We start from the raw sequence: 14,500 nt of genomic DNA on the forward strand, positions 1-14,500 counted from the left end.
GAACGCTCGCCCTCAGACCAGCAAGGCCGGGTCGGCCGCAGGCGCCACGATGGGCGCATCGGGCAGCAGGGCCAGGCCACCGGCCAGGGTCCAGGCCTGGCCATGGCCCAGGCGGGCCAGGGCTTGCGCGGCCTGGCGGCTGCGGTTGCCGCTGCGGCAGAAGAACAGCAGCGGCTGTTGCTCGGCCAGCCAGCCCGGAATGGCATTGAGAAAGCGCGACAGCGGCATGGCTTGCAAGGCCACGCCGGCCAGCTCGGGCGTCTGGCTCAGGAACTGCTCATAGGGCTCGCGCACATCGATCAGCAAGGCGTCGGGGTGGGCGTCGACAAAGCGCTGCAGCTGCTCACCCGAAAGCTGCAAAAGGGGCGCGGCCACGGCCTCGCCACGCTCCAGCGCCACGGTGCTGGCCAGCAGCTGGGCCAGGTCGTTCGGCGGTGCGATCAAGGCCTGCGGACCGATCTGCTCGGCCAGCGCCAGCGCCTGCTGCGGGTCGACGAAAGCCAGGCAGCAGGCTTGCGCCGGCCCGCCTTCGCTGAGCAGCAAGGCCTGGCCGCCACCGTCCAAAAGCACGCGGCGCAAACGCCTGGCGCCCAGGTCCAATTCGGTCTGCGTCAGCGGCCAGCCGAGCGCATCGATCTCGGCCGCGGCGTCGAGCAGGTCGGGCAGCTCGGCCGCCAGCAAGGCGCGTGCCTCGCCATGGGCGGCCGCGCCGCTGCTGCTGAGCACGGCGGCAATGGGATAGTTTTGACAGCGCAAGACCTGGGCTAGGCGGCTGAGTTGCTCGGGCAGGGGGTCGATCAGCACACAGCGCTGCGCGGCCGCATCGGCCAGCACATAGCAGCAGGCGCCTTCCAGCATGAAGCGGCTCAAGCCCTCGCCGACGGTGGGCAGGTTGTCAGTCGGGCTCATGCAATTGCGGCGCAGCGATTCACCGCAGGCCTGGATGCGGGCACAGGCTTCGGCGATGAAAGCCTCGTCCACGGCCGGGCCGATGGACAGGCGCACGGCGCCGGCTGCTTGCCAGTCGGGCAAGCCCATGGCCTGCAGCACAAAGCTCGGTGCGGCCTTGGCCGCGCTGCAGGCCGAGCCGCCGCTGACGCGCACATCGGCGGCGTCGAACAGGTCCTGCAGCAGGCGCGAGCTCAGACCCGGCACCGAGAAATTGAGGGTGGTGGGCAGGCTCTGTGCCAGCGGCGCGTTGTAGACCAGGCCTGGGAAGGCCTGCTCGAGCGCGGCGGCCAAGCGGGCGCGGAAGCCGCTCATCTCGGCATGGCTGCGGAAGGTCTTGCCCTCCGGGTCTTCCAGCGCCTCCAGCACCGCGCCCAGGGCGGCGATGCCGGACATGTTCTCGGTGCCCGAACGCAGCGCCCCTTCCTGGCCGCCGCCAGCCATCAGCGGGGTGAAGGGCGCACCATTGCGCACATAGAGCAGGCCGATGCCCTTGGGCGCGTAGAGCTTGTGGCCGGAGAAGGGCGCGTAATCGATGCGGCTCTGGCTCAGGCGCAGCGGGATCTTGCCCAGGGCCTGCACGCCGTCCACCATCCAGAAGGCGGCACTGCCGCTGGCCTCGAGCGCCGCCTCGATGCCGGCCAGGTCGCTGACCACGCCGGTCTCGTTGTTGGCGGCCATGGTGCAGACCAGGCCGGCCTGGGGCGCTTCACGGCGCAGGAAATCCAGGTCGTGCTGGCCCTGGAGATTGACCGGGATCGCCCGGATCGCCAGGTTCAGGCCCAGCACCGCATTCCAATGCTTGAGCGCCTCGGGCACGGCCTTGTGCTCGGTGGCGCCGTAGAGCAGCTGGCTGCCGATGGCCTCGCCGGCCTCACGGCGCTCGCGCAGCGCATGCAGGGCCGAGAGCACGGCCGTCTGTATGCCTTCGGTGGCGCCGCTGACGAAGAGCAGCTGGCCGCGGCCCGTGTCCAGCAGGCGCTGGGCGCGGGCGCGCACGCCGTCGATCAAGGCGCGCGCCTTGAGACCGGTGCTGTGCACGCTGCTGGGGTTGCCGTAGTCCTCCACCATGGCCTGGATGGCCGCCGCCTTGGCCTGCGGCAGCACGGGCGTGGTGGCATTGGCGTCGAGATAGATTTCCATGGCGATCAGTGGGTATGGGAGACAAAGCAGCCCAGGCAGACCTGCATGAGCAGGCACAAATCAGGGCAAGGTGGGGAAAAAAGGCAGAGCCGCCATGGTACCCGGCCGCCCGCGCCGCACCTATACTGCGGCCCCGGGTCGGCAGCACACCCAGGCCTTGCCGCGCGGCGCTGCCGCGAGCTAAACCTGCCATTGGCACCAGAAGTACAGACCCAGGTCCGTGATCATCCTCACCCCTGCGTGCGCTCGTCTGGAGGTCGGCAAGCACCAGCACTGTTCAGCTTGGAGCCGAACAGACCATGCGCGCGCGCTGTGGAGACTTTCACGCCATGACCCGTCTTGCCATTCCTTTCCATGCCGAGGACCTCTCGGCCCTGGCCAAATCCCTGCGCCAACAGCTGGACAGCCATCTGGCCAGCACAGCACAGGCGCCCTCGCACCTGAGCCTGCTCAATATGCTGGCGCGCGCCGCCGGCCATCGCAATTTGCAGGCCTTGCGTGCGCAGGCCAGCTTGAAGCCGGCAGCCAGCTCGGTGCAGCCCATGCCATCGGCGCCGATCGCACCGGCACGCGGCCCACGCCATCCGGGCCTGAGCGAGTTGGCCGACCGTGCCCTGCGCCAGTTTGACGAGCAAGGGCGCCTGGCCCGCTGGCCCAGCCGGCACCAAGTCCAGCGCCTGGCCATCTGGGGTTTGTGGCTGCATTTCGACAGCCGCCGCATCTACACCGAGGGCGAGGTCAACGCCTTGCTCCAGGCCCAGCACTGCTTCGGTGACCACTGCACCCTGCGCCGCGAACTGGTGGAGATGAAGCTGCTGAGCCGCGAAGACGGCGGGCGCCGCTACCAGCGCCAGAACCCGCAGCCCAGCGAAGAGCTGCTGCCCTTGCTGCAGGAACTGCGCCGCCGCCACCGGCTCCATGCGGGCCGGCGCAGCCCGCCCGCAGAGGCGGCGGACGCTCAGGCAATCGCCGGGTAGTCGCCCGTGCCCTCGGGCCAGGCGGTCAGCAGATCGAAGCCGCTGTCGGTGACCAGCACCATATGCTCCCACTGCGCCGACAGCGAGCGGTCTTGCGTGACCACGGTCCAGCCGTCCGAGAGCTCTTTCACGCCGCGCTTGCCGGCGTTGATCATGGGCTCGATGGTGAAGATCATGCCGGCCTGCAGCGTCAAGCCCTCGCCGGGCTTGCCGAAGTGGTTGACGTGAGGCTGGTCGTGATAGATGTCGCCGATGCCATGGCCGCCGTATTCGCGCACCACGCTGTAGCCGGCCTGGTGGGCCACGCTCTGGATGGCGTGGCCGACATCGCCCAGGGTGGCACCGGGCCGCACCTTGCGGATGCCGGCACGCAAGGCTTCATAGGTCACCTGCACCAGGCGGCGTGCGGCCGGCTTGGGGTGGCCGACAAAGTACATGCGGCTGGTGTCACCGAACCAGCCGTCCTTGATCAGGGCCACGTCGAGATTGACGATGTCGCCCTCTTTGAGGATCTTGGTCGGCGAAGGGATGCCGTGGCAGACCACCTCGTTGACCGAGCTGCACAGGGTCTTGGGGTAGCCGTGATAGCCGATATTGGCCGGGGTGACGCGCAACTCATCGACGATGTACTCGCGGCAGATGCGGTCCAGTTCGTCGGTGCTGACGCCGGGCTGCACATGGGGCGTGATCATCTGCAGCACCTGGGCGGCCAGGCGGCCCGACTCGCGCGCCTTGGCAATCTCTTCCGCCGTGCGGATCTTGACGCGGCCGTTCATTGCATGCCCTTGCTGTGATGGCCGGTCGCTCGTGCCGGGCGGGGCGCGGCCGCCGGTGCGGCCTCCAACTGGCCGGCGGCGGCGCTGGCCAGGTCCAGGCCACCGGCCTGCTCGGCGCGGATCAGCAGGCGGCAGATCTCGCGGTGGTCGAGGTCCGGGTAGAGCTCGGACAGCAGGCCGATGCGCATCCAATGCTCGGCCTGGGCGTTGATGGAGCGCGACAAGGCCTGGCTGGCAATGCGCAGGCTCTCATGCATCGGATCTGAAATTTTGACGATTCCCATGTCGGCAGTTTATGCGAAACGTATACGTTTTGTATAGACAGGCACACCCAGCTCCCGCCCGCTTCGCAGCAGACCTGCTCGCTACAATCGGCCGCCTTTCTTTCTCACCGGAATCCTTGATGGCCCTGTCCGAACGCCACGCCGTGCTGCTGCAACACCTGCTGCCCAAGCAGGCACTGACACGCTTTGCCGGCTGGGTCGCTGGCGCACGCATGGGCGGGCTTACCACGGCCATCATCCGGCGCTTCGTGGCCCGCTACCACGTCAATATGGCCGAGGCAGCCAACCCCGACATCGCCGCCTACCCGAGCTTCAACGAGTTCTTCACCCGAGCGCTCAAGCCCGGCGCCCGCCCCCTGGCCGACGCCCCCCTGATCTGCCCGGTGGACGGCGCGATCAGCCAGTTCGGCCGTATCCAGGGCGAGCAGATCTTCCAGGCCAAGGGCCACGACTTCAGCTGCACCGCCCTGGTCGGCGGCGACGCCAGCCTGGCTGCGCAGTTCCGTGACGGCCACTTCGCCAACATCTACCTCAGCCCCAAGGACTACCACCGCATCCACATGCCCTGCGATGGCCGCCTGACGCGCATGATCCATGTGCCCGGCGATCTGTTCTCGGTCAACCCGGTCACAGCCCGCGGCGTGCCGGGCCTGTTCGCCCGCAACGAGCGCGTGGTCTGCGTCTTCGAGAGCGAACAAGGTCCGTGGGTGATGGTGCTGGTTGGCGCCACCATCGTCGGCAGCATGGCCACCATCTGGCACGGCGTGGTCAACCCGCCGCGCCCGGGCTCCGTGCGCGAATGGAGTTACGCACCCGGCCAGGTCAGCCTCAAGAAGGGCGATGAACTGGGTCGCTTCCTGCTCGGCTCCACCGTGGTGATGCTCTTCCCCGCCAGCCAGGGCCTGCAGTTCAACCCGGCCTGGCAGGGCGAGAGCCTGGAGCAGCGTGGCAGCGCGGTGCGCCTGGGTGAGGTGATGGCGCACTGATCAGCTCCAGGCCCCCTCATATCGGGGGGAGTTGGCGCGCAACAGGCAGGGATAGCCCGTAGCGACGCCGCGCTAGGCGCTGCTGAGAATCCTGCCCATCGCCAATTCACCCCTGGCGCGGGCAGCGCCCAAGTCCACCAGCAGCAGTCCGCCGGTCCGGTCGCTGGTCTGCGCCTGCCGACCATGAACACACTGCCTTTGCTTCGCTCCTCCGGAGCCCTGACGCGCCTGCGTCGCGCTCTGCCCCTGATCACCTTGCTGGCCCTCGGTGCCGGCCTGCTCTGCAGCGGCCAGGCTCAGGCGCAGAGCTATCAAGTTCAGTCCCTCAGCCAGAACGGCGCCTTCACTTACGCGCTGAACGCACGTGGCCAGGTCAGCGGCAGCCTGTTGGACAACAACGGCACTTACCAGGCCTTCCTCAGCGGCCCCGATGGCCAAAGCCTGGTGGCCATGACCCAACTGCCCGGTGACGCCACCGGCAACGCGATCAACTTCTCAGGCCAAATCGCCGGGGAAGTGATCACCGCCAGCAATCCGACCCGGGTTGAAGCCTTCGTCACCGGCGCCCAGGGTCAGAACGCCATCCTGCTCGGCGGCATCGGCGGCAATGTGACGACGGCCCGCGGCATCAATGACAGCGGCACCGTGATCGGCATGGGCCGCGACGGCAGCGGCAGCACCAAATTCCATGCCTTGCGCTGGCAAGCCAACAGCACCGAAGCAGAGCGCCTACTCACCCTGGGCGGCAACACCAGCAGTGCCCAAGCCATCAACGGCAGCGGACTGATCGTCGGCAACTCGGGCCTCAGCGATGGCAGCCTCCATGCCGTGATCTGGGGCCTGAACGGCGCCGCCATCACCGATCTGGGCACCTTGGGTGGCTTGAACAGCTCGGCCCTGGCCATCAATCAGAGCGCCCAGGTGGCGGGCACATCGCGCGTGGCGGATGGCAGCCTGCATGCCTTCATCACCGGTGCTGGCGCCCAGAGCATGAGCGACCTCGGCACCCTGGGCTGGGTGCACAGCCAGGCCGGCTTCATCAACAACGCCGGTGTCGTGGCCGGCACTCTGCTCAACGGCACCGACGGCGATTCCTACTTCGAGGGCCACGCCTTCATCACCGGTGCCAACGGCCAGGGCATGGTGGATCTGAACAGCTTGGTCAACGTGGGCGAAGGCCTGTACCTGAACGATGTCTGGGGCTTGAACGACGCCGGCCAACTCTTGGTCAGCGACCAGAACGGCTTGGCCTACCTGCTCACTCCCGTGCCCGAAGCCACGACATCGGCCATGCTGCTGGCGGGTCTGCTGGTGCTGGCCCTGCTGGCGCGTCAGCGTCGCCGCTCAGCGGCATCGCTCAAACCGGCCTTGGATTGAGCGACGAGGGCAAGGAGAGCGGCGGCGCCTGGATCAGTTCGATCAAGGCCCGCAGAGCTGGGCTGGTCTGGCGCCGGCCCGGGTAGTAGAGCGCGAAGCCGGTGCCTGGCGGGCACCAATCGGCCAGCAGCTCGACGAGCTGGCCGCTCTGCAGCAAGGGCGCGGCCGCCAGCTGGTAAACGTAGGCCACACCCGCGCCGTCCAATGCGGCTTGCAGGGCCACCGCCTGGTCATCCACCGTCAAAGGACCCGGCACGTCGAGATAGGTCGTCAGGCCCGCTCGCGCGCACGCTAGGCCTGCGCAGCGACAGCCGACCGCGTGTTCAAGAAAGCTCCAGCGGAACAAGCCGCCACTGGCGAAGCGCTGGCGCACGCAGGGCAGGGCCAGCAAGTCCTGCGGCTGCTGCGGCGCCGGGTGGCGCTGCAGGAACTCAGGTGACGCCACCGCGACAAAACGCTGCGCGCCACCGAGCGGCACGGCCACCATATCGGCCGGCAGGCGTTCGGCGAAGCGCACGCCGGCATCGAAGCCCTGCTCGACGATGTCGACCAGGCCGTCCTGCGTGCACAGCTCCACCTGCACCTGGGGGTGAGCGGCGACATAACGCGCCAACAAGGGGGTCATCAAGAGTCGAGCCGCACTGCGCGGCACACTCAGGCGCAGGCTGCCCGAGACCCGCCCGCCCAGCTCGACCACGCCGGCCAAAGCCCGCTCCAGACTTAGCATGGCTGGCACGGCCCCGGCCAGGAGTCGCTCACCCGCGGCTGTCAGCGCCACGCTGCGAGTGCTGCGGTTCAACAAGGCCACGCCCAGCTGCGCCTCCAGCCGGCGCATGGCCTGGCTGACGGCCGAGGGCGAGAGGCCCAGCTGCTGGGCCGCGCGGCGGTAGCTGCGCGCTTCGGCCACGGCGGCAAAGACACGCAGGGTTTGGAGTTCGGTTTCGCGAGGGAAGCTCTTCATCAATCGGGGCGAGGCCATGTGGTGCGGATCGGGATGGGCTGCAAGGCGCAGTTTGAAGCCAATAGCCCTAGCTATTGGCGAGAAGTGCAACACCGCAGGCCGCCCGAGACCGCGCTCTCAGGGGCCGGGCCGATGGATGAAGAGCTTCCCCAAACACCCGCCGATTGTGAAGCAGGGCTGCACAGCCCGTGCGGCCGGCGGCGGCTTGTGAAGGCCAGGGCCGGCCGTCACCATGCAGACCTCGATCCACCGCCCACTGTGAGCACCACCGCATGAACAAGCCTTCCACACCTCCCCTGCACCGCCGCCTGGCCGGCCGCGACATTCCCGCCATCGGCCTCGGCCTGATGGGCATGAGCGAGTTCTACGGCGCCGTCGATGACGCCGAGTCGCTGGCCACCTTGCATGCCGCCCGCGAGCTCGGCGTACGCCATCTCGACACCGCCGACACCTACGGTTCCGGCCACAACGAGCGCCTGCTCGGCCGCTTCCTGGCCGAGCTGAGCCCGGCGCAGCGGGCAGACATGCTGGTGGCCAGCAAGTTCGGCATCAAGCGCCCGCCGGGCACCTACGAGCGCCACATCGACAACTCATCTGCCTATGCCCGCGCCGCTTGCGAAGCCTCGCTTCAGCGCCTGGGTCTGGAGCGCATCGAGCTGTTCTATGTGCACCGCCGCGACCCGGCCGTGCCGATCGAGGAGTTGATGCTGACCCTGGCCGACCTGAAGGCCGAGGGCAAGATCGGCGCCGTGGGTCTGTCCGAAGTCAGCGAAGACACGCTGCGCCGCGCTCATGCGGTGCTGCCGGTGGCGGCACTGCAGAACGAATACTCGCTCTGGGAGCGCAGCGCCGAGCAGGCCATGCTGGCCGTCACCGCCGAGCTGGGCGTGGCCTTTGTCGCCTACAGCCCGCTGGGCCGTGCCTTGCTCAGCGCCCAGCTGCCGGCCACACAAGACCTGGCCCCCGATGATTTCCGCCGCGCCCTCCCGCGTTTCAACGGCGAGGCCGGGGAGCACAACCGCCAGCTGGCCGAAGGCCTGGCCGGTCTGGCGGCAGACTGGGGCCACAGCGCCGCCCAGCTGGCCTTGGCCTGGGTGCTGCACCAGCAGCCGCACACCCTGGTCATCCCGGGCACGCGGCGCCAGACGCATCTGCGCAGCAACTGGACGGCCGGGCAGATCCGCCTCGACGCCGCCCAGCTGGACAGCCTCAACCGCGTGTTCGCACCGGGCAGCGTGGCCGGCGAGCGCTACACCGAGAAGGGCTGGGTCGGCATCGAGTCGGCGCGCGGCTGACCGGCGCGCCTTCCTTCTTCTTTCTTTCAAGCCAGGCTGCGCCCCAACAGCTCGCCGGCCGCCGCCGCGGCCAGCGGCCGGCTCAGGTGATAACCCTGCAACTGCGTGCACCCAAGATCGCGTGCCGCCAGGGCCTGGGCCTCGTTCTCGACCCCTTCGGCCACCACCTCCAGGCTCAGGGAGCGCCCCAGCGCGCAGGTGGCCTTGACGATGGCGCTGGCCTGGGGCTCGGGCAGCGGCTCGATCATGCTGCGGTCCAGCTTCATGCAGCTGATGGGCAGCTGGCGCAACATGGTGAGCGAACTCTGGCCGGTGCCGAAGTCGTCCATGCTGCAGAGCACGCCGGCCTGGCGCAGCTGCTGCAACTGAGGCAAGACCCGGCCCAGGTGGCCGATGGCAGCGGACTCGGTGATTTCGATCTCCAGACTCTGGTGCGGCAGCTGCAACGCATCGAGCCGGTCCAGCAGGCGTTGGGCAAAGCTCGCGTCGTCGAACTGCAGCGGCGAGACATTGACGGCCACCGGGACCAGCAAGCCCCAGCGATCCAGCCAGTCGCGCAGCTGCTGGCTGGCAATCTCGACGATCAGCTGGCCGAGCGCGCTGATCTGGCCGGTGCGCTCGGCCGCCGGCACGAAATCGGCCGGGCTGACCCGGCCCAGACCCGGTCGCTCCCAGCGCACCAAGGCCTCGAAGCCGCAGAGCTTGCGGCTGTCGGCACGGAACTTGGGTTGGTATTCGAGGATGAACTCGCGCTCGACGATGGCCCGGCCCAGGGACTGCTCGGCTTCCAGGCGGGCGCGCGAGCGCACATTCATGCGCGGCTCGAAGTACTCGCAGGCACTGCCGGCGCGCTGCTTGGCCCGGTGCATGGCCGAGTCGGCCGCACGCAAGAGGCTGTCGACGTCCGCGCCATCCTGGGGGAAGCGAGCGACCCCCAGGGACAGATGGACGAACAAGGCTTCGCCATCGACCTCAAAAGGCTGCTCCAGCAGCTGCAGGATCTGCGCCACCACCGGCTCCACCTCGCTGCGCTCGGCCATGCCCTCCAGCAGCACCAGAAACTGGTCTTCGCCCAAACGCGTCAGCATGGCTTGCACCGGCAGGTGGCGGCACAAGCGGCGCGCCACGGCGTGCAGCAAGGCGTCACCGACGGCATGGCCCAGGCTTTCATTGACCAGCTGGAAGCGGTCGACATCGGCCGAGATCAGCGCAAAGGGCGCGCCGCCGGTGAGGGTCAGCTCGCGCAGGCGGGCGACCGCGAAGTTGCGGTTGGGCAGATCGGTCAACTCGTCGTGCAAAGCCTGGCGGCGCAGCGCGTCGACGGCCCGCTGGCGCGAGCTGTCATCGATCATCACCAGCAGCTCGGCCGGCGCGCCGTCCCATTCCAGATGGCTGGACAGGCCGCGTACATAGAGGGCACGGCCTTCGCGCGTCAGCCGTGTGGCCTCCCATTCGATGCGCGCATCAGGGTCGGCCAGCACCAGGGCATGGCGCTCGCTCGCCGAGCGCTGCTGGTCCATGGGCACCAGGGTCGAGAGCAGATCAAACGATTGATCCTGGGACACGGTCTGGTCGCCGGGCGGGAAGCCGAACATCTCGCGCGCCGCCGGGTTGGCATAAGCGGCACGGTGCTGCTGCAGCACCACCAGGCCTTGCAGGGAATGCTGGGTCAGCTGTTCAAAGCGGTTGCTCTGGCGCCGGGTGTCGGCATGGGCGCGCGCCACCGACAGCAGGATCAAGCCCAGGGACAAGGTCGTCTGCACGAACAGGCCCAGGGTGTGGGTGATGGGCGAACGGCCCAAGGGGTCGAGCAAGGGGCTGCTGGCATGGACCAGGCCAACGGCCACGAAGCAGGCCGCCACAAAGCGTTCGCCGGCATGGCCGCCTCGCCCCATCCACCAGGCGCAAGCCCAGGAGCCGGCCACAAGATAGACCGTGGCCGCGATCACGGCCAGGCTGTGGTCCAGGCGAGCGAGCACGACGATGCTGGCCATCATCAGCAAGAAGGCCGGCAACCACAGGGCTTGGCGAAAGGGCAGCTGGCGGTAGCTGCGCGCGCCGGCGATCAAGAGCATCAGCGAGCCCATCAGGCTGGCCGAGGCCGCCAGGGCCTGCAAGTCGTGCTGCCAGCTGGGCTCCTGTTCGGGCGCCAGCGCAATGCCCAGGGTCAGGCCCAGGGACAGCAGAATCCAGCTGTAGCCCCATTGCCGAACCTGGGGGAAGCGCGGGTCCTGGCGCCAGAGCAGCAGCAGGGCGATGCCCAGCATCGCGTTCAACCCGGCACCCATCAACATCAGCGCAGTCATGGCAGGCAGACATGGCCTCTGGACCCGGCAGAGGCAGCGGTGGCGACACGAACCCCCATGCTAGCGGCTGCGGCGCCGCTTGCAGTGACAATAAGCGCTCACAAAGAATGGCGCGAAGCCCTTTTTCTTCCTTCGCTCACCGATATTCCCGCACACACCATGAACCAGCGCGTCCTGACCGGCATCACCACCACCGGCACCCTGCACCTCGGCAACTATGTCGGCGCCATCCGCCCGGCCATCGCCGCCAGCCGCGAGGCGGGCGTGGAGAGCTTCTTCTTCATGGCGGACTATCACGCCCTGATCAAGTGCGACGAGCCCGAGCGCATCAACCGCTCGCGCCTGGAGATTGCCGCCGTCTGGCTGGCCGCCGGCCTGGACACCTCACGCGTGACCTTCTACCGCCAGAGCGACATCCCCGAGATCCCCGAGCTGACCTGGCTGCTGACCTGCATCACCTCCAAGGGTCAGATGAACCGCGCCCATGCCTACAAGGGCGCGGTGGACGCCAACTTGGCCGCCGGCGAAGACCCGGACGCCGGCATCACCATGGGCCTCTACAGCTACCCCATCCTGATGGCGGCCGACATCCTGATCTTCAACGCCCACCGCGTGCCGGTCGGCAAGGACCAGGTGCAGCACATCGAGATGGCGCGCGATGTGGCGCAGCGCTTCAACCACCAGTTTGCGAAACGGCGCCCCCACGCCGACGCGCAGCGCCGGCTGCCCCCCGAGGGGGCGGCTGATCAGGCTTGGGGCGGCCCGGCGCCTGATCAGGACGAGGAATTCTTCGTCCTGCCCGAGGCCAATGTCGAGGAAGACGTGGCCCTCTTGCCCGGCCTGGACGGCCGCAAGATGAGCAAGAGCTATGACAACAGCATCCCGCTGTTCGAAGGCGGCAGCAAAGGCCTGAAGGAGGCGATCGCCCGCATCGTCACCGACAGCCGCCTGCCCGGCGAGGCCAAGGAACCCGAGGGTCAGGCCCTGGTGACGATTTACGACGCCTTCGCCACGCCGCAGCAGCGCGCCGATTTCCGGGCCGCCCTGCGCGCTGGCCTGGCCTGGGGCGAAGCCAAGCAGCAGCTGTTCGAGCTGATCGAGGCCGAGATCGCACCCATGCGCGCGCGCTACGACGCCCTGATGGCCCACCCCGAGCGCATCGAAGAGATCCTGCAACAAGGTGCCGAAAAGGCCCGCGCCATCGCCGGCCCGCTGCTGGCCCGGGCCCGCGAGGCCGTGGGCCTGCGCCGCTTCACCGCCGTGGCTGCACCTGCGGTCGACACCGCCAAGGCCACCAAGGCCGCCCTGCCAGTGTTCAAGCAATACCGCGAGGCCGATGGCCAGTTCTACTTCAAGCTGGTCAGCGCCGAGGGTCAAGTCTTGCTGCAAAGCGCCGCCTTCGCCGGCGGCCGCGACGCCGGCCAGTGGGTGAGCCGCCTCAAGCGCGAAGGCGCGGCCGCGCTGGCAGAGGCGCCGGTGCAGCGGGGCGAGGGGGTCGATGAGGCCAGCCTCGCTGCCGCGCTGCAGGCCCTGGCGGAAGCCGAGGCCGGCTAAGTGCAGCTGAGGGCGGGCGCTTTTTCGCGCTGCGGGTCTAGAGAGCTGCCCCTGATCAGCACAAGGCCAGCAAAAACCCGCTAGGCTGCTCCTGACGCCATGGTTAGCCTAGGCGTACAAACGCGCCTGCTTTCATGCAGTCCACACAAGGAGACAGCCCATGCCCGCAATCCCGACCGACAACCTGGCCCTGCAACGCTTCTACCTGCTGGAACGCACCCAGGCCGAGCGCATCTCCCTGACCCAGCCCATGGGCCAGGGTCAAACCCAGGAATTCACCTGGACCCAGGTCGGCGACCAGGTGCGGCGCATGGCCGCACACCTTCAGGCCATGGGTCAGCAACAGGGCTGGGAGCCGGGCGCCAAGGTCGCCATCCTGTCCAAGAACTGCGCCTGGTGGCTGTTCAGCGACCTGGCCATCTGGATGGCGGGTTACGTTTCGGTGCCGCTCTACCCGACCCTGGCCTCGGAAACCATCCGCCAGATCCTTGAGCACAGCGAGGCACGCGCCTGCTTCATCGGCAAGCTCGACGGCTGGGAAGGCATGAAGCCCGGCGTACCCGCCGGCCTGCCCTGCATCAGCTACCCGCTCTCGCCCGACGACGCCAAAAAATCCTACGAGGGCTGGGACGTCATCTGCGCCCGCACCGCACCGCTGCAAGGCGAACCGGTGCGCGCGGCCGAAGACCTGGCCACCCTGATCTACACCTCGGGCACAACCGGCGCGCCCAAGGGCGTGATGCACAGCTTCGGCAACTTCGCCTGGGCTTTGAGCGCTGCGCTCAAGCGCATCCCCATGGGCGCCGATGACCGCCTGCTGTCCTACCTGCCTCTGGCCCATGTGGTCGAGCGCGTGCTGATCGAGCATGGCTGGCTGCGTACCGGCTTCCAGGTCTACTTCGCCGAGAGCCTGGACACCTTCACGCTCGACCTGCAGCGCGCCCGGCCCACCATCTTCTTCTCGGTACCGCGCCTGTGGGTGAAGTTCCAGCAAGGCATCCAGTCCAAGATGCCGCAGAAGAAGCTCAATCTGCTGCTCAGCCTGCCCCTGATCGGCGGCTTGGTGCGGCGCAAGATCCTCAAGGCTCTGGGCCTGGACCAGGCGCGTGTCTGCGCCGGCGGTGCCGCGCCCATGCCCGTGCCCCTGCTCGAGTGGTACCGCAAGCTCGGCCTGCACATCAATGAGGGCTACGGCATGACCGAGAACCTGGCCATCTCGCACATCACCGTGCCGGGCGAGAACCAGATCGGCACCGTGGGCCCGGCCTACGAGGGCGTGGAAGCGCGCCTGGACCCGCAGACGAGCGAACTGCTGGTGCGCACCCCCGCCACCATGAGCGGCTACTACAAAGAGCCCGAGATGAGCCGCGCGGCCTTCACCGAAGACGGCTGGCTGCGCACCGGCGACAAGGGCCAGTTCGACAGCCGCAACTGCCTGCGCATCACCGGTCGCGTCAAGGACCTGTTCAAGACCAGCAAGGGCAAGTACGTGGCCCCGGCGCCCATCGAAGACCGCCTGGGCGACCACCCGGCCGTGGAAGCCTGCGTGGTGACCGGCGCCAATATGGGCCAGCCGGTCGGCGTGGTGATGCTGTCGCAGAACGCCATTGAGCACAGCAGCAACGAAACCGACCGCGCCGCCCTGGTGCAGACCTTGACCGCCCACCTGGCCGAGGTCAACAGCCGCCTCGACCCGCATGAGCAGCTCGACTGCCTGGTGGCCGTCAAGACGCCCTGGACGGTGGACAACGGCTTCATCACCCCAACCTTCAAGGTCAAACGCAACCGCGTGGACGAGGTTTATGGCCCGCAGCTGGAGACCTGGGTCGGTAAGAAGAAGAAGGTCGTGTTTGGCGATTGAAGGCATGTGGATTTCTTACTGCGCGACTGCCA

General features: G+C 68.2%; 11 protein-coding genes. 6 read left to right on the forward strand and 5 right to left on the reverse strand.

The annotated features are described in order from the left end of the window. Positions 1-12: 12 nt before the first annotated feature. Positions 13-2,091 carry an aminotransferase class V-fold PLP-dependent enzyme gene (locus LNV28_RS05450; RefSeq protein WP_263516111.1) on the reverse strand — a complete coding sequence of 693 codons (2,079 nt, stop codon included), beginning with the start codon at positions 2,089-2,091 and terminating at the stop codon, positions 13-15. Positions 2,092-2,420: 329 nt separating this feature from the next. Here LNV28_RS05450 and LNV28_RS05455 point away from each other — a divergent pair, with 329 nt between their 5' ends. Beyond that, positions 2,421-3,068 carry a DUF2087 domain-containing protein gene (locus LNV28_RS05455; protein WP_263516110.1) on the forward strand — a complete coding sequence of 216 codons (648 nt, stop codon included), beginning with the start codon at positions 2,421-2,423 and terminating at the stop codon, positions 3,066-3,068. On the opposite strand, the gene map is transcribed toward LNV28_RS05455, so the two are convergent. Continuing rightward, positions 3,050-3,844 (reverse strand): type I methionyl aminopeptidase, encoded by a 795-nt coding sequence (gene map, locus LNV28_RS05460; protein WP_263516109.1) that lies wholly within the window; start codon positions 3,842-3,844, stop codon positions 3,050-3,052. The genes LNV28_RS05455 and map overlap by 19 nt on opposite strands. Beyond that, the gene (locus tag LNV28_RS05465) at positions 3,841-4,128 is read right to left on the reverse strand and encodes a ParD-like family protein (protein ID WP_263516108.1); all 288 of its coding nucleotides are present in this window, start codon (positions 4,126-4,128) and stop codon (positions 3,841-3,843) included. Before LNV28_RS05465 ends, map begins: the two co-directional genes overlap by 4 nt. A gap of 125 nt (positions 4,129-4,253) precedes the next feature. Between LNV28_RS05465 and asd the strand changes: the two genes are divergently transcribed. Then, complete coding sequence (asd, locus tag LNV28_RS05470; protein WP_263517129.1) at positions 4,254-5,114, forward strand: archaetidylserine decarboxylase; 861 nt, start codon at positions 4,254-4,256, stop codon at positions 5,112-5,114. A 183-nt stretch (positions 5,115-5,297) separates the two neighbouring features. Further along, a complete protein-coding gene (locus LNV28_RS05475) occupies positions 5,298-6,491 on the forward strand; it encodes a hypothetical protein (RefSeq protein WP_263516107.1) in 1,194 nt (397 codons plus the stop codon). On the opposite strand, the gene LNV28_RS05480 is transcribed toward LNV28_RS05475, so the two are convergent. Further along, positions 6,472-7,452 carry a LysR family transcriptional regulator gene (locus tag LNV28_RS05480; RefSeq protein WP_263568744.1) on the reverse strand — a complete coding sequence of 327 codons (981 nt, stop codon included), beginning with the start codon at positions 7,450-7,452 and terminating at the stop codon, positions 6,472-6,474. The two genes, LNV28_RS05475 and LNV28_RS05480, sit on opposite strands and share 20 nt — an antisense overlap. Before the next feature lie 272 nt (positions 7,453-7,724). On the opposite strand from LNV28_RS05480, the gene LNV28_RS05485 reads away from it, so the two are divergent. Continuing rightward, positions 7,725-8,747: an aldo/keto reductase gene (locus LNV28_RS05485; RefSeq protein ID WP_263516105.1), complete on the forward strand. Its 1,023-nt coding sequence runs from the start codon at positions 7,725-7,727 to the stop codon at positions 8,745-8,747. Between the two features lie 26 nt (positions 8,748-8,773). On the opposite strand, the gene LNV28_RS05490 is transcribed toward LNV28_RS05485, so the two are convergent. Then, positions 8,774-11,053, reverse strand: a complete 2,280-nt coding sequence (locus LNV28_RS05490; protein ID WP_263516104.1) for a putative bifunctional diguanylate cyclase/phosphodiesterase — start codon at positions 11,051-11,053, stop codon at positions 8,774-8,776. A 159-nt stretch (positions 11,054-11,212) separates the two neighbouring features. On the opposite strand from LNV28_RS05490, the gene trpS reads away from it, so the two are divergent. Together trpS and LNV28_RS05500 are read left to right on the forward strand one after the other, a co-directional pair. Next, a complete protein-coding gene (gene trpS, locus LNV28_RS05495; protein ID WP_263516103.1) occupies positions 11,213-12,607 on the forward strand; it encodes a tryptophan--tRNA ligase in 1,395 nt (464 codons plus the stop codon). A 160-nt stretch (positions 12,608-12,767) separates the two neighbouring features. Next, complete coding sequence (locus LNV28_RS05500; protein ID WP_263516102.1) at positions 12,768-14,468, forward strand: AMP-binding protein; 1,701 nt, start codon at positions 12,768-12,770, stop codon at positions 14,466-14,468. Positions 14,469-14,500 lie beyond the last annotated feature (32 nt).

This window comes from Paucibacter sp. DJ2R-2 (assembly GCF_025717675.1).
GTDB lineage: Bacteria > Pseudomonadota > Gammaproteobacteria > Burkholderiales > Burkholderiaceae_C > Paucibacter_A.

Bases quoted from the DNA above. Each gene is read 5' to 3' on its own strand.
- LNV28_RS05465 (WP_263516108.1), bottom strand. From the start codon at position 4,128: ATGGGAATCGTCAAAATTTCAGATCCGATGCATGAGAGCCTGCGCATT.
- LNV28_RS05475 (WP_263516107.1), top strand. From the start codon at position 5,298: ATGAACACACTGCCTTTGCTTCGCTCCTCCGGAGCCCTGACGCGCCTG.
- LNV28_RS05450 (WP_263516111.1), bottom strand. From the start codon at position 2,091: ATGGAAATCTATCTCGACGCCAATGCCACCACGCCCGTGCTGCCGCAG.
- LNV28_RS05500 (WP_263516102.1), top strand. From the start codon at position 12,768: ATGCCCGCAATCCCGACCGACAACCTGGCCCTGCAACGCTTCTACCTG.
- map (WP_263516109.1), bottom strand. From the start codon at position 3,844: ATGAACGGCCGCGTCAAGATCCGCACGGCGGAAGAGATTGCCAAGGCG.
- LNV28_RS05485 (WP_263516105.1), top strand. From the start codon at position 7,725: ATGAACAAGCCTTCCACACCTCCCCTGCACCGCCGCCTGGCCGGCCGC.
- LNV28_RS05490 (WP_263516104.1), bottom strand. From the start codon at position 11,053: ATGACTGCGCTGATGTTGATGGGTGCCGGGTTGAACGCGATGCTGGGC.
- LNV28_RS05455 (WP_263516110.1), top strand. From the start codon at position 2,421: ATGACCCGTCTTGCCATTCCTTTCCATGCCGAGGACCTCTCGGCCCTG.
- trpS (WP_263516103.1), top strand. From the start codon at position 11,213: ATGAACCAGCGCGTCCTGACCGGCATCACCACCACCGGCACCCTGCAC.
- LNV28_RS05480 (WP_263568744.1), bottom strand. From the start codon at position 7,452: ATGAAGAGCTTCCCTCGCGAAACCGAACTCCAAACCCTGCGTGTCTTT.